Raw genomic sequence first — 20,449 nt, 5'->3', positions numbered from 1 at the left:
GAAAGACAAGTGGTTGGATTGGTAGTTTCTGTGTGCCAGGAGCATGCCTGAGGCTACAGGTTAACTAACTGATTATATGAGGTTGTTGGTGCTTGTAAAGCCGATCTTTACCGATTTAGCATGATCTGGTACTGAATTTGATTTTTAAGTAAATGTAAAATTCAGGATGTTACGAAAAAAGTGATACGGCATAGTCGACAGAGACGCATTAAATGGTTCAAGATTAGTAATCTCATATGTGCATGAGAGAGGGTTAGCACCCCCTTATTTCACCTTATTTATAAAGGGTACTTAGGCAATGATAAGCTAACCCGTTATCGTTATGATTAAGGCTTAATGTTTGCATCAACAACATTCTTAAGGGTCTTTTCATCCCAGCGTAGGCTTGCTCCATTATTCCTCATAGCTCGCACTTGTTGAGGTGAGGTCATCTTATTCATCTTTCTTATTGTGGAAAGAACGGACGCATTGTGAATGTTTGCTGCAAACTCCATGAGTCGCTCTTCTGTAAAAATGTAGAGGCCGATATTTCCTGACATGACAGTCACTCCAGTTATTTTCTCAGTATTTATGACAAAAAAGAGTGTAAATGGTTCCACTGGTTGCAAAAGTGATTGCTGAAGATCATTAGTTGAGACATTAATATCAAAAAATTCCGCACTTGGTTCCCTCCCCACCGCCATACACCTTAACCCTTACGATATCTGTCGTAAGGGTTTTGTCGTTTATAGGTCCTGTAAACAAAGGGTTAAACGCACTTCGCTGGAGGATTCGCCCTCCCTGCAAACAAGCTGTTTTTTACTGTTTTTTGCCGTTTTCTCTTTTCTCTCTGAAAAAGTGGAGGACTTTGCCTTGCGAGACCTCCAGTACTTTTCTTTATTTAAATCAGTTTGTTATGCAGAAGGTCGTGCTGGAGGATTTAGCACGTAAGTATGGTAGGGGCTCGGAACGGAATACGAACTTTATCATCCTCGCCGTTCAACTGGAGGACTGATAATCCGAACTATACTTTTGTACTCAAATATAACATTGAGATGAGGTGCCTATGTCCGCTGAGCAGCAGGCCATAGTGGTCAAATTGAATCAGATTCTGGAGCATGAGTTGGCAGGTGTTGTTCGATACAGCCACTACAGCTTTATGGTTTTTGGCTATAGTCGAATTCCCATTGTAGGGTGGTTTCGCTCAGCTGCAACAGAAACTCTGAATCATGCATATGAGGCAGGAGAAATGATCACTTACTTTGGTGAGCACCCTTCACTTGGTATAGGGGGGCTTCTGGAAACCTCAAAACATGATATTCACGACATCCTTATGGAATCCCTGGACTTTGAAAAGCAAGGGGTAAAATACTATTATGATCTATTGTCGTTAGCTGAGAAGGCTAAACTGGTGGTGGTTGAAGAGTATGCTCGTCGTTTAATTGCTGAAGAAGAAACCCATATTGGCGACATAGACAAAATGCTCAGGCAGCCAGGAGAGATTGCCAGCGTAGTTTAAGTTTATTATTTTGCATCCCCCTCCTCGATCGCAGCCAGTGTTTCATCAAACTGACTGCGTAGCTCTTCAACCCAGAAGGTCACCTCGCCGGGTGTTTCGGAAGCGTTGGTGATGTTCTGGATCAGAATCATGGCATCTTTCATTTTATTCAAGTCGCGGACAGACTCCCAGCTCATGCCTTCATGAATATGGAACATGAGCTTATCGGAATTTTCAAAGCCGAAATGCTCAATCGTGGAATCTTTCAAATTTTCCCATGTACCTTGAAGGTCTGAAATGGCGGTTTTAATATAGCCAGTAGGTTCGGTCTTAAAGCCCATAGCGATTCTCGCGTGCAGTGTTTCTCCGGATTGTATCGATCTTCACTTCTGAAGTGCAGAGGCACTAGGAGCCTGTCGGACTTAGCCGACCGTAGCGAGAAAAAGTCCGGTTTGAGTCAGTTTTTATGCTCATTGGAGGCAAATAGCGAGCTATTCAACGAAAAGGAGCATAAAAAATGGCCAAATCCGGCTTTTTCGCAGTAGGTCAGTGGTAAGTCCGACAGGCTCCTAGGGGCGACAATAATATTGAAGCCATGCGTAAGGTGCTGACAATTAAAATTGAAGAGTGTAATGGGGAGCGGGTGGCTATTCATCTCAAAGTCCGCAACGACTTTTTATAATGTGCTGTCCTCATTTGCCAGCTGCCTCAAAGCCATTGTTGTTAACGGGCTGTATGAAAGGTTGGAGGGTCCCACTTTCTGAATAGTGGTACACTGCCGGTAGTTCGCCAGATCTCCTAAAGTGACCTCTCTGGTAGTCTCAGAGCATTGTAAACCTCTTGAAGGTGGGTACCCATACTTCGATATTGCAACGACTGATGGCAATGAATAGCGGAAGATACGTTGTCAGCAGGAATAGGGCTCTATTTGGGCATCAGGCTTACAGATATAGCGAAGTCCAATTCTCCAGTCGTTCAGTCAGAAAGGGTGTGCTAGGCATCTGTGCCATCATATAAGTGAGTAACCGATATTATTTATTGAATACAAGTGCCTATAGCGTTTAGGATAATACTCTGTATAATGGCGGAACGTTAAAAGTGTGATTTATTTTTTATGCAAAGATTTGATGTTCCGGGTGTAGTAACTCGCCATACTCTTCATAAGTGATAATAAGCTTCTAGCTCAACCGCCTTATTACAAGGCACTTTTATTATTAAGTTTCAGGATATGACTATGTCTACTACTACCGGTACTGTTAAGTGGTTCAATGACGAGAAAGGTTTTGGTTTCATCGCTCAGGAAAATGGCGGTCCAGACGTGTTCGCACACTTCCGTCAAATCGTTGGTGATGGCTTCAAATCTCTGGCTGAAGGCCAGCGCGTTGAGTTCACCATCACTCAGGGTCAGAAAGGCCCACAAGCTGAAGACATCCGTCCTCTGTAATGTCTGAGCTGCACAATTGCAGTTTTTAGACTTTATTTAGGCGTATAAAAAGGGCAGTGCTTTCGAGTACTGCCTTTTTTTTGTGCTCAAAAAAATCATGTCCAGTATGCTGGCAGTGCCGTTTACCGTCGATAAAGCCTTCGCGAAGACAAAGGTGTTGGGCTTTGAGGCATTAATACGTCGCTGGGCACATACCACAGTTCTTGCGAATGTAGTGAAACGCTGCATCAAAAGTATCGTAATTGGCTGTGCAGCGAATCGACTTCCCCTCTCTTACCTGAACAACATGCAGTTCCAGCAAACCGAGTCAGGATTATTTGCTTGTTCGTATGTTCAAAAATGCAGCGTTTGACTTTAAGCGTGCATTTCCTTACTTAATGATTGGTGTTGGTGTTGGTGTTGGTGTTGGTGTTGGTGTTGGTGTTGGTGTTGGTGTTGGTGTTGGTGTTGGTGTTGGTATTGGTGCATTCGTTTATGGTTTTGTACCTACCGAAATTATTACGGCGGTAGCAGGCCCTGAAAATCCGTTGGCAGTACCTGCTGCTGCGGTTATTGGTGTTCCGTTGTATATCACGGTGGAATCGTTAATCGCTCTGAGCTCAGTGCTACTTGCAAAAGGTATGGGTATAGGCGCACTTATTGCTCTGATCATAGGCTCAGCAGGCGCCAGTATTACTGATGTAATTCTGCTTAAATCGTTGTTTAAGAATAAACTGATCATCGCCTTTTTGTTCGTAGTGTTTGGGATGGCGGTGACTGCCGGGTATGCGTATCAGCTGATATTTGCTTAATGTCGGGGCTAAGGCGCGTCATCAAAATTATTTTATAGTTTTCAAATACTGCGATGACAGGCTGAAGTGACCTCTTTACTCTATACCCAAAGGATTCCAAGTTGCTATGCGGCGGCAAGTGAGCATGCGCAGCCAACAAAGTGGCAACTTGAAAGGCGACGGGTACATTTTGTTTTATCTGTAGCCAACAGACATGATATAAGTGACAGGCCTGATCCGGCACTTAGTAGAACATTGATCAAATAGAAGCACGTGAAAGGAAGCCTGACAAAAGTGTCCATCAGTATCCAGAGAATCATAGGTAAAAATAAGAAGGAGGTATTTCTTCCTGTTTTGCTGATGATGATTTATCTGCTGGTGGTCAACTACGCTCTGAGTCATGTCCACTCGAGCCCTCAGACTGGGGCAGAAAATACATATTATGATGAGCATCATGATTCAGGCTCAAGCTTTATAGACCAGGAGCAGGATGAGGCGTTATCTGCTAACTGGCAGTCCGATAAGCAACACACCCATGGTTGCTCGCTGGTGGCTCAAGTTGCTGCTTCCTTACCCTGTCAGAAACCTCAGGCGCTGTATGTTACTGTTTATGACGATGCGCTGAGCCTCCTATCGTTTACGACTTCAACACCGATAAAGAAGAAAATCAGAGCGCCGCCGTTTACCAGAACCTGATGTAAAACCGATTAAAATTAATATTCAGGATTTGAACATGCATTATTTTTCTAAACTGCTGGCAGTGGCCAGTACATCCATTGTTTCTGTCGCTCTGGCTCACAACCATGGCGAGAGTCGCCATGCGGATGCCCATGTCCATGGGGCAGGGCATGTAAACTTTGCGGTAGAGGGTAAACAGCTTCATATAGAACTTGAAATCCCCGGGTTTGATATTCTGGGTTTTGAGGCAGTGTCTACGGATACACAGCGTAAACAAGTCAGTGAAGCACTTCATGAGCTTGAGCATGGTGATTTGTGGTTATTTCCTGCTGTGGCTGGTTGTGAGTTAACAACGGCTTCGGCGACTGCAGGAGGAGAGGGAGATCATAAAGAATACGACGATGATCATGAAGACAGCCATGAAGACAGCTATGAAGACGGCCATGAAGAGCACCACCATGATCACGGGGCTCACGATGATCATGACGAAGGCGCGCAAGCGTCCGCCCATATGGATTTTGAGGCGACCTACGTTTACGAGTGTGCACAGACCAAAGCACTGAAGCGGATCTCTACCAATCTGTTTAAACGTTTCCCAAATAGCGAGTCTCTGAAAGTGCAGGGTTTTACCGCTTCAGGTCAAACAGCGGGCACCATGACCCGCAAACAGCCTGAGGTTCGCTTTTAATGTCGGTTATCCATCTTAAGGATGTCCGTTTCAGCTGGGTGGCTGAATCACTGGTTCTGGATATTCCAGAGTTGGTGATTCACCCAGGTGAAAAGGTCTTTATTCATGGCCCTTCGGGTTCCGGTAAAACGACATTGCTCGGTTTGTTGGGCGGTGTTTTGACGCCTTCTTCTGGCACAGTGGAGGTGCTTGATGACGACATCAGTCGTTTGTCACCCATTCAGCGAGATCACTTCCGCGCCCGGCATGTGGGTTTTATTTTTCAGATGTTTAATCTGATTCCCTACCTGTCCGTGGTAGAAAACGTCACGTTGCCCCTGGGGTTTGCCAGCGAACGGGCACAAGCCGTTCAGCGGTCAGGTGTTTCTCCTGAAGCAGAAGCGATGCGCTTGTTGGCTCTTCTTGGGCTCAGTGATCCCGAATTGTTAAAGCGCCCGGTGACGGAGCTCAGTATTGGGCAACAACAAAGAGTGGCGGCAGCTCGTGCACTGATTGGCAGTCCGGATATTATTATTGCGGATGAACCAACGTCGGCTTTGGACTTTGATTCCCGTGAAGCATTTATACGACTGCTGTTTTCTGAGTGTGAGGCAACAGGAAGCACATTGGTTTTTGTTAGCCATGACCATTCTCTGGAAGCATTGTTTGATCGTTGCCTTCCACTTCATAGAGTGAATCGGGCAAGTCAGCACTCTGCGTCGTCTACTGGGGAGGTGGCGTGATGTCGATTCTTCAACTGGCGTTAAAAAGCCTGAATAACCGTAAAACCACTGCACTGCTGACGATTCTTTCCATTGCCGTCAGCGTAGCTCTGTTGTTGGGGGTTGAAAGGCTGAGGGTTGAAGCCCGAAACAGTTTTACCAGTACTGTGTCGGGTACGGATCTGGTGGTGGGTGCCAGAAGCAGTTCGTTAAGTTTGCTGCTCTATTCCGTGTTTCATATGGGAAACGCTACCAACAATATTACCTGGGAAACCTATCAGGATTTGACCTCCGATAGCGCTGTGGCGTGGTCCATTCCGATTGCTTTGGGCGATTCCCATCGAGGCTATCGGGTGGTGGGTACTTCGCAGGAAATGTTCCCATATTTCCGCTACGGCAATGATCAGCCTCTGGTCTTTCGCAGCGGTGTTCCTTTTGACGATTTATTTGATGCGGTGCTTGGTTCAGAAGTTGCTGCCTCTCTCGGATATCAACTGGATCAGGATATAGTCCTGAGCCACGGCCTTGAGAGTACGTCATTGCAGAAGCATGACGACAAGCCATTTCGTGTCGCGGGCATTCTTAAACCCACTGGCACGCCGATGGATCGCACCATTCTGATTTCGCTGGAAGGGATTGAGGCATTGCATATCGACTGGATCAATGGCGCTGCTCCCAATGCGATGCTGGCGGTGTCGGCGGATAAAGTCCGGAGTATGTCGCTGCAGCCAACCACGATTACGGCTTTTTATGTTGGTTTGAAATCCCGCATTGCCGCCTTTCGTTTTCAGCGCAAAGTGAATGAATACCCTCAAGAAGCGATGACGGCGATTCTGCCGGGTGTCGCTCTGGGTGAACTCTGGCAACTGGTGGGTTCTGCAGAAAAAGCCTTGTTGGCCATATCGGTGATGGTGGTGATCGCCGGTTTGATTGGTATGCTAACCACGATTTTGACATCGCTGGATGAACGACGCCGTGAGATGGCCATTCTCCGTTCGGTTGGCGCAAGACCGGGGCATATATTTGCGCTGATGATGATTGAATCGATGATTTATGGTGTTGCCGGCGTAATTCTGGGTGTCCTTTTTTTATACGGGCTGCTTTTTGCAATTCAGCCGATTTTGCAAATCAAGCTTGGGTTGCAAATAGCCATTGCCTTACCGGGCACTTTTGAATTGCTCTTTATGGTTGCCATTATTGGTTGTGCCACACTGTTAGGTACGGTGCCTGCATGGCAAGCCTATCGGAACTCGCTGGCCGATGGCTTAACCATCAGGCTATAAAGTACCCAACCATATGAAACCATATTTTCTGACTCGGTGGTCAGCCACTCTGCCGCGTTGTAGCTACGATCACATAGTTAAAGCTATGCTCACTACGCTACGCCTTGCATAGTAACTAACCACCAAGCCAGAAATATTCGATTTCATATGGTTGAATACTTAGCTGGAGAATAAAAGATGAAAACAGGAAGACTGCATTACCTCGTTGCTGTGTTGTCAGCGTTTCTAGTGTTTGGCCAAAGTGCGCTGGCAAAAGATGCGTCGGCAGAGAAAGAAACCGAGGTAACAGAACTCAGCTGGGATAAGCTTGCTCCGCCGGTTGAGGAAGACATGATTAAAAAGTACGAGGCTGGCGAAATTACCCCAGCGGAAGCCATTGCCTATGTGACTGAGCTCGGCAAGGTACCTGTGCAAAGCCTGAATGAAACTCGGGTGCGAGTTCCGGGTTATCTGGTGCCGTTGAATATTCAGCAGGATCAGACGGCCACCGAACTGCTGCTGGTACCAACGTTGGGAGCGTGTATTCATGTTCCACCGCCACCACCCAACCAGACGATTTTTATCCGCTATCCAGAAGGGATAAAAGTGACTGAAGCCGGATACACGCCCTATTGGGTTGAGGGTGTGATCAAAGTGGAGAGGAATGAATCTGAATATACAGAAGTACTCTACGCGATTACGCCTGACAGTATTATTGAGTATGAATAAGTAATCATAGACCTTCCGGATTCCCTCTCGTTGGGGGGGGATTCCAAGGCATAATCACGGCGGTCAGGCTGCTTTACACTTCTGGTAACGGCTCACACTTGAAACAGGCAAACACTGGGAGACACACCATGAACCCAATGTTGCCCTATGTGACCAGCGTAGTCTTTCAAGGAAGAAAGCCTGCCAACAGCACGACGGAAACGGTTATTCCAACGCATGGTGTTAATCCACTCATCAGGGTCAATACCGAGACGATGGAGAACATTCGGAACACTGTCTTCTATTCGTCCTCGCTTGCCCTTACTGATCATCCGCCCTGACCAGTCCACCAGTTCAAAATAACAGCTGAGCGTATATGGGATCGCTTTGTCCGGGATTTGACCGGGTGCTTTCAAGGGCTTCAAACGAGCTGGCTGCTTTTTCTTCTGACTTCCGGTGTATACATCAGTTCGCTTTTTGAAGGATGTGTATTGAGAGCTTTCTGACGTTTTGGCCATTTTTGCTCTTACCGGATTTAAATCTACATAGGCCATGCAGGTGAGTAGTGCAGCTTCATCCAATAATGCCTGACTTTTGTAGCGACCTTCCCAGAAACGGCCTTTGCAGCCGTCTTCACGATTGGCTTCTCTGGCAAGGTGCTCATTAAGACATCTCATGAACCAGCTGATATCTTTTAAACGACGACGGTATTTTTCTGCAAACTCTTCAACCTTTATCAAGTCAGCCTCACCCATTGTCGCGCCTGCCAGATAACGCTGCACCAGCATGGGGCCGGAGAAAAGCTGCGACCAGCGGTGCAGAACCTCCTTCATGCTCCAGGATTCCGCTTGTTCGCGATTGATATGAAGTATTACGTGATAGTGGTTGGACATGACAGCATAAGCGCAGATTTCCAGAGCAAAAATATCGGCCAGAACATTCAGGCGATCCTCCACCCACTGGCGGCGGTGCTCATAGTTTTTACCGGAGAATTGATCTTTACCGCACAGAAAAGCACGGCGAACGCAACGCGCCATACAGTGATAATACGGCGTACTGGCTGGATCGATAAGATTCGACCGGGCGGTAGTCATGGGTTTGTTCCTTTGCCGAAGGCATAGAGTCGTGAGGGCTCAGAACAAAAGTAGACGGTCTGACCGGTTAGTCAAATTTATGGCTGTCCTAAATTATTTGAGAGAACAACTGAGTCCAACGGGACAACACCTCCTTCATGCTCCATGATTCAGCCTGTTCGCGATGGATATGAAGAATGACATGATAATGGTTGGACATGACCGCATAAGCGCAGATTTCGAGGGCAAAAATACCGGATAGCTTCTTAAGCCTATCTTCCACCCACTGGCGACGGTGTTCATAGTTTTTGCCAGAGAATTTGTCACGACCGCATAGGAATGCACGACGTACACAGCGAGCCATACAATGGTAGTACGGCGTGCTCGCTGGGTCTATAAGGTTTCTCCGGGCAGTCGTCATGACTTCTGTACCTGATCATTAAAATTATTGATGATCAAAAAGTAGACGAGCTGACCGGTTAGTCAAATTTGTGGGTGTCCCTTATTTTTCTCCTTCAATCTTCTGTCGATTTATCTCGGCGCACTGGGTGTCCCTTATTTTTCCATTTCAGTCTATATTCTGATAGTTCTTCCATAAAACTAATAACTACAAAATCCTCTGCTTTTAATTCTGTATAAAAGTCCTTATCTCTCGATTCTAGGCGCTCTAGAATAACTTGAAATGAAATAGATACTCTTAAAGCTTCGCCAGACTGTTGTAGCAACGCATCATATTCTTCAATTTCTTTACTTCTATCATCATAACTCAACATACAGTTAGAGAATGATTTAGCCAAACTGTATAGGTTTTCACTTTCAGAGCTTAGTCTTGTCATACTCAAGTTTTTCTGATTAAGTATTTTCTCGAGTTGAGTAGTGTATTCAAAGTAATTGATTGCCTTGGAATAACACTTAACCTCATTATCAGGAACAGCTATTGACCAGGATGAATAAAACGTAGTCGTACCAACAAACAACAGTAATGTCGCTAATCTAAAATAGTATAATTTCATATCTGACCCTTTCGACTATTTTTCCTATTTTCTTTGATAATGTCTTTAATATCTTTAATATTTGGTATTGTAAATGGTAAACATTCCAGCTGAAACTCAGTTGAAATCTTACTGGTCAAGTTATCAATCTCATCATACATTTCGTCCTTAACCCTACGTTGCCACTTAGCAAGATCATCAATACATTTTGATTTACTGATCTCACATGGGACCTTAGAGCAGCGCTTATACTCCTTATCAAATTTCCTATCTATATCTTCTCTTTGAGCTTTTTCATAAGATGCCCTTTCCTTAATAGCTTTATCTCTTTCCTGCTTTGACATGTCTTCACTCATGTTACGCACTTGACAAAATCTGCCATGCTGTAACGCATGAAAAAAGAACTGTTTGAGTTGTATAGTGATTATCTGCTGTCTTCCTTTGGAAAAACGACAGCAACCCAGTTGTCGTCACTGGTGGACGGGGCGTACAGTCATGATCAAATAACCCGGCTGCTGTCCCGCAACCATTTCGACAGCAAAACCCTCTGGCAATATGTAAAACCTGTCGTAAGACAAGTTGAGCAGGACGATGGCGTACTTATTGTTGACGACACCGTACAGGAGAAACAATATAGCGATCAAAATGACCTGATAGCCTGGCATTTTGACCATACGTTTGGTCGCCAAGTAAAAGGAATCAACCTTCTTAACTTTGTTTACCATGTTGGCGATATATCGCTTCCTGTCGCCTATCAGCTCATTGAAAAACCAATCCAGTACACGGAATTAAAAACCAAAAAGGTTAAGCGAAAAGCTGAGAAAACCAAGAATGAGTACTTTCGGGAGATGCTGAAGGTGAGTTGTAACAATCAGCTTCAATTCAAGTATGTTCTTGCTGATAGCTGGTTCAGCTCGAATGAAAATATGATGTATATACGACACGATTGTGACAAACATTTCATCATGGCCAGTAAGTCAAATAGAAAGGTTTCATTGAGCGAGGAAGACAAGAAACAAGGGCGTTCACAGCGCATAGATTCCGTTGATTTCACAGAAGAAAAGCCTATCAAGGCCTGGCTTTCAGGCGTGGATTTCCCCGTTCTGATCTACAGGCAAGTCTTTACGAACAAAGACGGCAGTGAAGGTATTCTCTATCTGTTATGCAGTGATCTGGAGTGTGACGCCGAGACTTTAAAGGCAATCTACAAGAAACGGTGGAAAGTCGAAGTCTTCCATAAAACACTGAAATCCAATGCGTCCATGGCGAAGTCGCCAAGCCATACTGTGTTAACACAGAGCAATCATCTGTTTATGTCGATTTATTCGGCATTTCGCCTTGAGGTTTTGGCCAGCAAGCTCAAGTTGAACCACTTTGAGCTGCGAGCGAAGCTGTATCTATCTGCATTGAGATCTTCGTTCCAAGAGCTTCAGCGGATGGCGAGTGCGTAACATGAGGTCTTCAAATGCTTTACATTGGCTGTTTATTTCATCCAACCACTTGAGGACGAACAGCCCGACACCTATACCTACTGCAATTTGTGCCACCTTACCATCAACATCTATATAAAAAAGCGGATTATTTTTCACATATAAATACGCATTCACCCCACCCAACAACCCAATCGGATCCCCCTGCACATACCGCCCCAACCCAGCCGCATAATCCCGAAAATAGTTGTAATGCAACCCAGTCTCAGCATCAAAATACTGCCCCGGAAACCTCAAATTATTCCGCAGCTCACTCCCATCCCAAACCTCAGTCTCCCCAAACGCACTGCTCTGCGCCTTCCAGGTCACCTTCCCATTCCGACGAAACGCTTTCTGCGGCGTCCCCAGATGATCATTCAGATAATAATGCACCTGATCATCCGCCGTGCGGGTAAACAACGGGTCCGTCATCCACACGCTGTTGGGCTTCCAGCTGTATTCCTGAATTAACCGCCCAGCGTCGTCATACTCGGCCACCATGCCTTCCTGACTGTACAGGTAATGAATGGTGGTGTTGTCCGCCGGTAAGGTTTTGCTGGTGCGCTGTCCCAGAGGATTGTACTGATAAAGTGCAACCGTCGTATTGTCTTTGCGGACTTCTGTGAGGCGTTCCTCACTGTTGTAGATAAATTCCCAGAGCGGAATCTGGTTTTCCGGATCAATGGTGATGGTGCCATTGTCGTTTTTCCTGCCGCTTTTGATCAGGTGGCCGTTTTTGCTGTACTCGTAGCTGATGCCATTCTGTTCCGTCAACTGGTTGAAGGCGTTGTACTGCCAGGCATCCAGTGCCAGATCGTCTTTGCTGGTCTGTTTATCCAGCCGGTTGCCCACGGCATCGTAAACATAGGCTTCGTTGGTTCTTGCTTCGTGATCATCGACGCCGTCGTTGAGGGTGTAGCGGGCATCGATCAGTCGGTAGAGGTTGTCGTACTGGTATACGGCGGTTTCTTCATCCTGTTGGATGCCGGTGATGTTGCTTTCATCGTCGTAGGACCAGAGGAAACGGAGTATCCGGTTGCTCTCTTCACTGCCCCGGGCGGTGACCTGTTTGCTCTGGTAGCGCATCAGGCCATCGGCGGTGATCACCACCTGGCTGTTGCCGGGGTAGCTGATGCTCTGGGGCATCAGCCAGTTGAAGTTGTTGTAGCTGATGCGACCCTGCCCGGGGATCGACACCGCCGAGAGCTGGTTGTTGCTGTTGTATTCGTAGGTGTAGGTTTGGCCTTCCGGGGTGGTGTAGGTTTTTTTGAGGCCGTTTTTGTAATAGGTGTAGCGGAAGGTTTTGTTGAATTCGTTGTTGCGGCCTTTGTTAAAGGTGACAAATTAAAGAATGCCCCTTTTTCTCCTCCCTTATTCTCCAATCCTTTAAGTATGGGAGCCAGGACTTTTACGACAACCTTCTATGGTGGAATCCAAAAGTGTGAATACCAGAACCGATCGTGGTATCTTTCCTCTTTTACCGATTCTCAAAATGGCAAACCACCTGACCATGGAATCTTCACCCCACACGACCATCACCTCGCTGGTTCACGATATTGCCGATGTACTGGTCGAAAGAGGCTGGACGTTGTCTACGGCTGAGTCCTGTACGGGTGGCGGTATTGGTTTTGAACTGACCGCGGTATCTGGCAGTTCCCGCTGGTATGAAGGTGGTGTGATCAGCTATTCCAATAACGTCAAAAGCCAGCAGCTCCATGTGCCAGAAGTGCTGTTGAGTAAATACGGCGCTGTCAGTGAGCCAGTGGCGGAGGCCATGGCGCAGGGTGTCCGGAAGTTATTACGAACGGATTTGGCTGTCGCAGTGACCGGCATTGCCGGCCCTGATGGTGGAACACCTGATAAACCGGTGGGTACCGTCTGGATTGCCTGGAGCACCGGGCAAAGCACTGAAGCCAGGCACTTTCATTTCTCTGGTGATCGTGAGCAGGTTCGCCGGCAAACGGTGGTGGAAGCGCTGCAGGGTGTTTTGGCTGTTATTTCTTAAAAGTGAACGGAAGACTGTCGACAAGATAAAGTACTGGACAAATATCCAGTATATGTTTAAATGTACAGTATTGAATTTAGATACCCAAAGGATTTCAAATTGCTACGCGGCGGCAATCGAGCGAAGCCCATGAGCCTATAAGTAATAGGTGATTGGGGTGAGCGAGCGCAGCCAACAAAGTAGCAGCTTGAAAGCCGACGGTATAGCTGTTCCTGATGGCATCAGAACTGAGTTGAGGGCGAGAGAATGGATGATAACAGAAAAAAAGCGTTAGCCGCAGCACTGGGTCAGATTGACCGTCAGTTCGGTAAAGGCGCAGTGATGCGGATGGGCGATCAAAAGCACGAAGCGATTCCGGCCATTTCCACCGGTTCCCTTCAGCTGGACATTGCGCTTGGCATCGGCGGTCTGCCAAAAGGCCGTGTTATTGAAATCTATGGTCCGGAATCTTCCGGTAAAACCACGCTGACCCTCAGTGTTATTGCTCAAGCTCAGAAGCAGGGCGCAACCTGTGCCTTTGTTGATGCGGAACACGCCCTTGATCCGCTCTACGCTGGAAAGCTGGGTGTTGATGTTGACGACCTCTATGTTTCCCAGCCAGACACGGGCGAACAGGCTCTGGAAATCACCGACATGTTGGTGCGCTCTGGTGCGGTTGATGTCATCGTTATTGACTCCGTTGCAGCACTGGTACCAAAAGCTGAAATTGAAGGCGACATGGGCGATTCCCACGTAGGTCTGCAGGCTCGTTTGATGTCTCAGGCGCTGCGTAAGCTTACCGGTTCCATCAAGCAAACCAATTGCATGGTTATCTTTATCAACCAGATTCGTATGAAGATTGGTGTGATGTTTGGTAACCCGGAAACCACAACCGGCGGTAACGCTCTAAAGTTCTACTCCTCTGTTCGTCTTGATATTCGTCGTACCGGTGCTGTGAAGCAGGGCGAAGAAGTCATCGGTAACGAAACTCGTGTGAAAGTGGTGAAGAATAAAGTCTCTCCTCCATTCCGTCAGGCGGAATTCCAGATTCTCTACGGGCAGGGCATTTACCACATGGGTGAAGTCATTGACCTTGGCGTTAAGCTGAAGTTGGTGGATAAATCCGGTGCCTGGTATGCCTATAAAGGTGCCAAGATTGGTCAAGGCAAAGCCAATGCAGCGCAATATTTGACCGACAACCCTGAAGTGGCCTCTGAAATTGAAGCGCAGATTCGTGCAGAGCTTCTGGCGCCAGCGGGCAGCAAAGAAGAAAAAGCCGAAGTGCCTGAAAAACCTGAGAAGGCTGCTAAGTCTGGCAAGAAAGATGAAGCGCCAGTCAAAGCGCAACAGGATGAGTTGCTGGCAGAATAACTGTCAGTAATAAGATTCGACAGTGAGCGTTGAAACCCTCCAAACCGTAAAAGATGTTCGTCGGGCTGCAATGGATCTTCTGGCCCGACGAGAACACGGTTTTAAAGAATTGGCTCGTAAACTCTCGAGCCGTTTCCCCTCAGAGCTGGTAACTGAAGCCTTAACACGACTCCGTGAAGAACGCCTGCAAAGTGATGACCGCTTTGTGGAAAGCTTCGTCTACAGTCGAACGCAGCGAGGCTACGGTCCGGTGCGTATCAAATCCGAATTGTTTCAGAAAGGCGTTGATAGGGATCTGGTTAGCCAGTATTTATTTGAGCAGGATGAACACTGGAATGAATTGGCAAAAGAGATAAAAGAAAAAAAGTTTGGTGAGAGTAAACCTGAAAATGTAAAAGAACGTGCTCGCCAGACGAGGTTTCTTGCCCAGCGAGGGTTTTCAATGGGTCAGATATATTCTGCGCTTTCCTGAGCGGTTTCGGCTTCACAAACAACCAGTTCCGTATCTCCGGCTTTTAGTTGTTGCATCAGTGGTACTGGTGGTGCGGTGTCAGTAAACAGCACATCAATTTCTGAAACATGGCCAAGTCGAATCATGGCGCTACGCCCGAATTTACTGTGGTCTGCAATGGTCAGGGTTCTTCGGGCATTGTTCATCATGGTCTGAGCTACGCGGACTTCATGATAATCAAAGTCCAGCAGTGTGCCGTCCATATCAATACCGCTGATGCTGGTAACAGCAAAGTCCATTCTGAATTGATTGATAAAATCCCGTGTCGCTTCCCCGATAATGCCGCCATCCCGGTGACGAACCTCACCGCCTGCAATGATCACAGTAAAATCTTCTCTGGGTAAAAGAATCGAAGCTACGTGAATATTGTTGGTCACCACTTTAAGGTTGCTATGGCTTAACAACGCTCGGGCAACGGATTCCGTTGATGTACCAATATCAATAAACAGTGAAGAGTTGTTGGGAATATGCGTTACCAGCTCCAGTGCAATACGATCTTTTTCTGCGCTGAGGTGATGTTTTCTCTCACTGTAATGAGTGTTTTCAGTACTGCTATTGGTGAGCCCTGCGCCGCCATGATGCCGGGTGATTTTTCCCTGTTGATCCAAATCGTTAAGATCCCGGCGAATCGTTTGCGGGGTCACGTTGAAATGTTGAACCAGGCTTTCAGTGGTAACAAATCCCTGTTGTCTGATCAATTCAATGATCAACTCATGACGACGACTTTGTGGCAGCTGCATGGTTTTCCGACAACCTTCTTTATATTAGTGACTGTGACATAAGAGTCAGTGGGTGCAGAACCTGATGATCCGTATTCATTTCAATCTGCATCTTACAGGATTCGCAATCCGTCACCACATAATCCACGTTCAATTCAGTGATCTGATCAAAAATGCCTTGTCCGATGATTTGTGACGTCTGGTAGTTTTCTTTTTTAAAGCCATAAGTGCCAGACATGCCACAGCACTTCTGATCCAACATAATCACTTCCACACCGGGAATTTGATTTAACAGCGTAAGGGTGTGAATTACGCCACCTTGCTTAATCAAATGGCAAGGGCTGTGATAGGCCACACGAAGATTCAGCGGTTTCATCTTTGGCACATTGCCTTGGCTAAGTTCCCGGGCAATGAAGGTAGAAGCAAAGAAAATCTGATCCCTGAGATTATGATTATCCACCTGTAGCACTTCTGGATATTCATCTCTTAAGGTCATGGCGCAGCTTGGCTCGGTGGCAATGACGCACTCAGTGCTATCAAGAGCATCCGCAAATTGACCCATATTGAGTTCGGCGTTCTTTCGCGCTTTATCAAAAAAACCATTGGCAATCAGGGGGACGCCGCAGCACTTTTCTTTTTTCAGTAGGCTGACACCAATATTCATGGCGTTCAGTACCTGTACCAGGTGTCTGCCCACCGTCGTGTCATTGTAGTTAGTAAAACAGCCATGGAAAAAACTGATTTTCCGCTCGAACCTGGCTTGTTCTGCTTCCTGCTTTTTGAACCAGCTGCGGAAAGTTTGTCCGCTGTATTTAGGCAGAGTCTGTCGTTCATCAATGCCCAGAGTTTTATCCAGCAGCTTTTTGATGGGCTTTAATTGAGTGACGACATTAACAATCGGCGCTGCCGTGGAGGAGAGAGAACCCATTAAGTCGGTATGGCTAAGCATTAGCTCCCGAGGGCCCTTTTTAAAGCCACCGTGTCGTGCTTTCGCCAGCTGAATAACAGTACCTACCTGAACCCCGGAAGGGCAGGCGACTTCGCATCGTTTGCAATTAGTACAAAGCTTCAGTGCTTCGTCGTACAGTTCGGGGTTTTTAATTCGTAGCCGTTCACCGTCAGGTCCTGCCTGTTTTGGCCCAGGGTAATCCAGATTCGCTTCGGCAACCGGGCAGCGAGTGGTGCAGATGGTGCACTTAATGCAGTTGTCAAAACTGGTATCCATTATATTAAGCATAGTGATCTCGCTTGTCTTTTATACGGCAGATTGCTTTGCAATAATCTGGCTTGCTGCAAACCAGCCGGTCGCAATAGCAACACCGCCAGCACTGGCTTCTCTCACCGGATTGAATCCACTGAGTACGGCACCGGCACAATAAAGGTTGCTTATTATCTCGTCTTCTCGATATGGGTTGAGCAGGTTGTCCGTTCGTATGCCGGTGGTAGTGAAGCTGTGCTGGCCATCAATAAAGCGATCATTGGACCATTGTTCACGGGTGGTTTCGCTGTTCACAGAGAGGTTAAAGACACTTTCTGTCAGCTCAGAGCGATTGCTGGAAAGTCCTTTACTGAAAAAGCTACCGGTTGCCAATACGAAGTGTTTTGCTGATAACGGTGTATTAGGGCTTAGTCGTGTAGTAATGGTCTGCAAATGCTTGTCAGAAAACCGGCCAGAAATCACATCGTCGCCTTCCAGCAGAATGCCGCCAAACTTCCTGAATCGTGCCTTCAGAGCACTTGCCAGCCGCATGCCAGGTAGTGATGGTGGTAAAGAAGCAACTTCGCAAATGGAAAGGCCGGTTAATTGCTCCAGTTCTGCAATCAGATCGTTGCCAAGTTCAACGGCCAGCACCGATGGAATGAGCACAAGATCAGCATTTCGAGCCGCCTTTTGCAGGGCGGAGGCAAAAATGTTCATGCCATTAGGTTTGTTGAATAGGTCGCGCTTGAGGGTTCTGGCAAGTTCCAGAGAACGAAGTTCATAAGGGTTACGAACCGCGATGCCAAGGGTTTCCGGAGAGATGTCCGCCCAGTTGAACTCATTATTGGCAAACATCGGGTTTCTTTTCATTCCGGCAATCACCAATTCAGGCTGAAAGTCACGGAACCCGGCGATATTTGCGACAGCTATCTTTTTAATGGCGTCTAACGGTTTATTGATGGGCAGATGTTTGGTGCCAGCCTGACTGAGCCAGGTGGGGCGAACAGCACCAAGTGCGGTGAGTCGCCCATGGTTCTTCTGTTCATTGTGTGCCATGGCGATGTCTTCTAAAGCCATCTGCTCCAAGAAAAAACTAAGCCCTTGTTTCAGTGATCTGGAACCGATTCTTTTATAAGGGTGTTCAGCGGGTAGCAGTGCTATTTCTTCAAAAGGAAACTCAACGGCCTGATTGTTTTGATTGAAACCCAATACATCAATGCAACCTGAGGCAAAGGCAAGGGAACTTTCACCTGCGCTAATGACCACTGTTTTCAAACCGGCTTCAGCGCAGTGAATAGCACTGGTCAGGCCAGACAGGCCACCGCCTATGACAATGACATCGTAGTTCATAATACTTCCACGGTTAACCCGGTCGGTTGTGCTTGCAACTGATCGCAGCCCAAAAGGTTGTTGTACAGCCAATAGCTCAGATCGGCTTCACGCATGGCATCTCCCCAGAGGATTGGGCGAACTCCTTTCCACCGTTCCTGCATAAATTCACTGACACTTTTCAGGGCGTTGTCACCGTTATCATCGTTGGTCATTTCGCTGACAATACCCGCCGCCCGACAGGCACACATTTTCCCCTGACAGGGGCCCATGCCAATGCGGGTTCGACGACGAAGGTCTACCAGATCCATGGCGTTAAGATTATTGACGGCGTATTCAATTTCACCCCGAGTGACCATTTCACATTCGCAGATTACAACATTTTTCTTTTTATCATCCGCAAGAAAACGGGCTGCCCGCTCACCGTGACGGTATTTGGCAGAGCCGGACACAGGAATGGAAACCTGTGGCGCGTGGATATCTGTATTTTTTCCATTAGCCCCCGGAAGGTGACGCTCGGCTGTTTCACAGGCGTTGGTATTACCAAGGTTTTTAGCCACCGCATCGGTGGCCATTTCTGCCATCAGACGATAAGTCATCAGCTTGCCACCAGTAATGGTAATTAGACCTGGCAGGCCGTCGGTGTCACCATGATCAAGCAGAACAATACCCCGGCTGATATTGCGTCCGGAGTCGTCATTGCCCAACGCAACCAGTGGCCGGACGCCGCAGTAAGCCCTGAGGATTCGGGTGTTGGCCATGGCAGGGCAGAGCTTCTCGCCTTCAGAAAGTAAGGTTTCAACTTCTTCCGGTGTTACACGAATGTTTTCAATATCGCTGTATGGAATTTTTTCAGAAGTCGTACCGATCAAGGAAATGGTATCACCGGGTACCAGAATGTCGGCATCTGCTGGTTTACGACAACGGTTGATTACCAGGCTATTCACCCGGTAATCCATTATCAGTAATGAACCTTTGGCAGGAAACATGCGCAGTGACAGATCACCGTATTCTGTAATTTGTTGCCCCCAGATGCCAGCAGCATTCACGACCTGCAAAGCATGAATATCAATGGGTTCTCCGGTTCTCAGATTGACGCAATGCACACCGCAGGCTCGGCCATTGTTAATGATCAGCCCAGTCACTCGTGTGTAATTCAGCAGGCGACCACCGTGTTCTTCGGCATCAAGAATGTTGGAGGCAGTAAGTCGAAAAGGGTCAACAGTGCCGTCAGGAACGCGAACGGCACCCAATAAAGCAGGATTAACATTTGGCTCAATGCGTAAGGCTTCTGCCGGCGTTAATGCATCAGCTTGTATGCCTGCTGTTGTGCAAGATTCGATAAACTGAGACTGAAATGAAAGGTCATCTTCTGGCAGTGTAATAAATAAACCACCGGTTTCTTCTATGCAGTGGCCAGCAATTCGCTTAAGTATCTTATTTTCGCTAATGCATTCACTGGCAGAATGTTGGTCTGTCACTGCATAACGTGCACCGGAATGAAGTAATCCGTGATTACGTCCGGTGGTCCCATTAGCAATGTCGTCTTTCTCAACCAGAATTGCCCGCATACCCCGAAGTGCACAGTCACGAAGGACACCGGCACCGGTTGCGCCTCCACCAATAATGACGACATCAGTCTCTAGTTGCCTCATTGAGTACGCTCTTCTGTTACAGGGTAGGGTCGATAGTTGCTGTTCTGCTAATCGTAATGGGGTGATTACGGCGCATTGAAAGCATTTAAAATGTTCGTTTATGTTCGTGATGAAATATAAAGAAAGTGGCAGGTATGAAATATGATCTACATCAACATTACGGGAAGATGTTAAAAATAAATCACATGAATCAACAGCGAAGCTACAACGAAGAAACAGAAAGTTTCATTTGGTGATTTGAAACAAGCAAACTGGGTGGATCCTATTGGTTACAGCGGAATCAAATTGACTGCTTTATGATAGTATTTTCCGCAATGTTCGTTTGTTCGTTAGCTTTGTTTGATTTGCATCAATGTTCGCCTGTTGATCATCATTGTTCTTGTTTGTAAGAATTCGTTCCTGTTCGGAGCGGCTCTG

At 47.0% G+C, this 20,449-nt stretch carries 23 protein-coding genes; 12 read left to right on the top strand and 11 right to left on the bottom strand.

Annotated features, from left to right (window positions below):
* Positions 1-326 precede the first annotated feature (326 nt).
* Positions 327-683, bottom strand: a complete 357-nt coding sequence (locus Q1B11_RS13005; protein ID WP_299733344.1) for a hypothetical protein — start codon at positions 681-683, stop codon at positions 327-329.
* Between the two features lie 362 nt (positions 684-1,045).
* Between Q1B11_RS13005 and Q1B11_RS13000 the strand changes: the two genes are divergently transcribed.
* The gene (locus tag Q1B11_RS13000) at positions 1,046-1,498 is read left to right on the top strand and encodes a ferritin-like domain-containing protein (RefSeq protein WP_299733341.1); all 453 of its coding nucleotides are present in this window, start codon (positions 1,046-1,048) and stop codon (positions 1,496-1,498) included.
* Between the two features lie 5 nt (positions 1,499-1,503).
* On the opposite strand, the gene Q1B11_RS12995 is transcribed toward Q1B11_RS13000, so the two are convergent.
* On the bottom strand, positions 1,504-1,818 hold the full coding sequence (locus tag Q1B11_RS12995) for a hypothetical protein (RefSeq protein WP_299733338.1): 315 nt from the start codon (positions 1,816-1,818) through the stop codon (positions 1,504-1,506).
* An 893-nt stretch (positions 1,819-2,711) separates the two neighbouring features.
* Between Q1B11_RS12995 and Q1B11_RS12990 the strand changes: the two genes are divergently transcribed.
* The 7 genes from Q1B11_RS12990 (at position 2,712) to Q1B11_RS12960 (ending at position 7,749) form a co-directional block, all read left to right on the top strand.
* On the top strand, positions 2,712-2,921 hold the full coding sequence (locus Q1B11_RS12990; protein WP_067521575.1) for a cold-shock protein: 210 nt from the start codon (positions 2,712-2,714) through the stop codon (positions 2,919-2,921).
* 329 nt (positions 2,922-3,250) lie between these two features.
* Positions 3,251-3,712 (top strand): permease, encoded by a 462-nt coding sequence (locus tag Q1B11_RS12985; protein ID WP_299733335.1) that lies wholly within the window; start codon positions 3,251-3,253, stop codon positions 3,710-3,712.
* A 273-nt stretch (positions 3,713-3,985) separates the two neighbouring features.
* Positions 3,986-4,387: a hypothetical protein gene (locus Q1B11_RS12980; RefSeq protein ID WP_299733332.1), complete on the top strand. Its 402-nt coding sequence runs from the start codon at positions 3,986-3,988 to the stop codon at positions 4,385-4,387.
* Positions 4,388-4,424: 37 nt separating this feature from the next.
* The gene (locus Q1B11_RS12975; protein ID WP_299733330.1) at positions 4,425-5,057 is read left to right on the top strand and encodes a DUF2796 domain-containing protein; all 633 of its coding nucleotides are present in this window, start codon (positions 4,425-4,427) and stop codon (positions 5,055-5,057) included.
* Positions 5,057-5,779: an ABC transporter ATP-binding protein gene (locus Q1B11_RS12970; RefSeq protein WP_299733327.1), complete on the top strand. Its 723-nt coding sequence runs from the start codon at positions 5,057-5,059 to the stop codon at positions 5,777-5,779. The genes Q1B11_RS12975 and Q1B11_RS12970 overlap by 1 nt, the downstream gene beginning before the upstream one ends.
* Entirely contained in the window at positions 5,779-7,041 is a 1,263-nt protein-coding gene (locus Q1B11_RS12965) for an ABC transporter permease (protein WP_299733324.1), read from the top strand. Before Q1B11_RS12970 ends, Q1B11_RS12965 begins: the two co-directional genes overlap by 1 nt.
* A 177-nt stretch (positions 7,042-7,218) precedes the next feature.
* The gene (locus tag Q1B11_RS12960) at positions 7,219-7,749 is read left to right on the top strand and encodes a DUF3299 domain-containing protein (RefSeq protein ID WP_299733321.1); all 531 of its coding nucleotides are present in this window, start codon (positions 7,219-7,221) and stop codon (positions 7,747-7,749) included.
* A 92-nt stretch (positions 7,750-7,841) separates the two neighbouring features.
* On the opposite strand, the gene Q1B11_RS12955 is transcribed toward Q1B11_RS12960, so the two are convergent.
* The 4 genes from Q1B11_RS12955 to Q1B11_RS12940 all read right to left on the bottom strand — a co-directional run bounded on the left by Q1B11_RS12955 (position 7,842) and on the right by Q1B11_RS12940 (position 10,149).
* Positions 7,842-8,822: a transposase gene (locus Q1B11_RS12955; RefSeq protein ID WP_299733318.1), complete on the bottom strand. Its 981-nt coding sequence runs from the start codon at positions 8,820-8,822 to the stop codon at positions 7,842-7,844.
* Positions 8,823-8,910: 88 nt separating this feature from the next.
* Entirely contained in the window at positions 8,911-9,222 is a 312-nt protein-coding gene (locus Q1B11_RS12950) for a transposase (protein WP_299733315.1), read from the bottom strand.
* A gap of 94 nt (positions 9,223-9,316) precedes the next feature.
* Complete coding sequence (locus Q1B11_RS12945; RefSeq protein WP_299733312.1) at positions 9,317-9,814, bottom strand: hypothetical protein; 498 nt, start codon at positions 9,812-9,814, stop codon at positions 9,317-9,319.
* Positions 9,811-10,149 carry a hypothetical protein gene (locus Q1B11_RS12940; protein WP_299733309.1) on the bottom strand — a complete coding sequence of 113 codons (339 nt, stop codon included), beginning with the start codon at positions 10,147-10,149 and terminating at the stop codon, positions 9,811-9,813. Before Q1B11_RS12940 ends, Q1B11_RS12945 begins: the two co-directional genes overlap by 4 nt.
* Before the next feature lie 36 nt (positions 10,150-10,185).
* Between Q1B11_RS12940 and Q1B11_RS12935 the strand changes: the two genes are divergently transcribed.
* Positions 10,186-11,244, top strand: coding sequence for a transposase (locus Q1B11_RS12935; RefSeq protein WP_299733307.1), 1,059 nt, complete (start codon positions 10,186-10,188; stop codon positions 11,242-11,244).
* Here Q1B11_RS12935 and Q1B11_RS12930 read toward each other — a convergent pair.
* On the bottom strand, positions 11,191-12,459 hold the full coding sequence (locus Q1B11_RS12930; protein WP_299733304.1) for an RHS repeat-associated core domain-containing protein: 1,269 nt from the start codon (positions 12,457-12,459) through the stop codon (positions 11,191-11,193). The two genes, Q1B11_RS12935 and Q1B11_RS12930, sit on opposite strands and share 54 nt — an antisense overlap.
* A gap of 244 nt (positions 12,460-12,703) precedes the next feature.
* Between Q1B11_RS12930 and Q1B11_RS12925 the strand changes: the two genes are divergently transcribed.
* The 3 genes from Q1B11_RS12925 to Q1B11_RS12915 all read left to right on the top strand — a co-directional run bounded on the left by Q1B11_RS12925 (position 12,704) and on the right by Q1B11_RS12915 (position 15,089).
* On the top strand, positions 12,704-13,267 hold the full coding sequence (locus tag Q1B11_RS12925) for a CinA family protein (RefSeq protein ID WP_299733302.1): 564 nt from the start codon (positions 12,704-12,706) through the stop codon (positions 13,265-13,267).
* Between the two features lie 246 nt (positions 13,268-13,513).
* Positions 13,514-14,617, top strand: coding sequence for a recombinase RecA (gene recA / locus Q1B11_RS12920; RefSeq protein ID WP_299733300.1), 1,104 nt, complete (start codon positions 13,514-13,516; stop codon positions 14,615-14,617).
* Between the two features lie 22 nt (positions 14,618-14,639).
* Positions 14,640-15,089 (top strand): regulatory protein RecX, encoded by a 450-nt coding sequence (locus tag Q1B11_RS12915; protein WP_299733297.1) that lies wholly within the window; start codon positions 14,640-14,642, stop codon positions 15,087-15,089.
* Here the strand turns inward: Q1B11_RS12915 and Q1B11_RS12910 are convergent.
* From Q1B11_RS12910 to glpA, 4 genes are read right to left on the bottom strand one after another with little or no spacing between them, the layout of a single operon-like run.
* Positions 15,065-15,862, bottom strand: coding sequence for a DeoR/GlpR family transcriptional regulator (locus Q1B11_RS12910; protein ID WP_299733405.1), 798 nt, complete (start codon positions 15,860-15,862; stop codon positions 15,065-15,067). The genes Q1B11_RS12915 and Q1B11_RS12910 overlap by 25 nt on opposite strands.
* Before the next feature lie 25 nt (positions 15,863-15,887).
* Complete coding sequence (glpC, locus tag Q1B11_RS12905) at positions 15,888-17,072, bottom strand: anaerobic glycerol-3-phosphate dehydrogenase subunit GlpC (protein ID WP_299733294.1); 1,185 nt, start codon at positions 17,070-17,072, stop codon at positions 15,888-15,890.
* 30 nt (positions 17,073-17,102) lie between these two features.
* A complete protein-coding gene (glpB, locus tag Q1B11_RS12900) occupies positions 17,103-18,398 on the bottom strand; it encodes a glycerol-3-phosphate dehydrogenase subunit GlpB (RefSeq protein ID WP_299733291.1) in 1,296 nt (431 codons plus the stop codon).
* Positions 18,395-20,032: an anaerobic glycerol-3-phosphate dehydrogenase subunit A gene (glpA, locus tag Q1B11_RS12895; RefSeq protein WP_299733288.1), complete on the bottom strand. Its 1,638-nt coding sequence runs from the start codon at positions 20,030-20,032 to the stop codon at positions 18,395-18,397. Before glpA ends, glpB begins: the two co-directional genes overlap by 4 nt.
* Positions 20,033-20,449 lie beyond the last annotated feature (417 nt).

This window comes from uncultured Endozoicomonas sp., assembly GCF_947495845.1.
In the GTDB taxonomy this organism is placed as follows: Bacteria; Pseudomonadota; Gammaproteobacteria; order Pseudomonadales; family Endozoicomonadaceae; genus Endozoicomonas.
The sequence above is the reverse complement of the archived record's forward strand: the minus strand, read 5'-3'. Positions and strand labels throughout refer to the sequence as shown.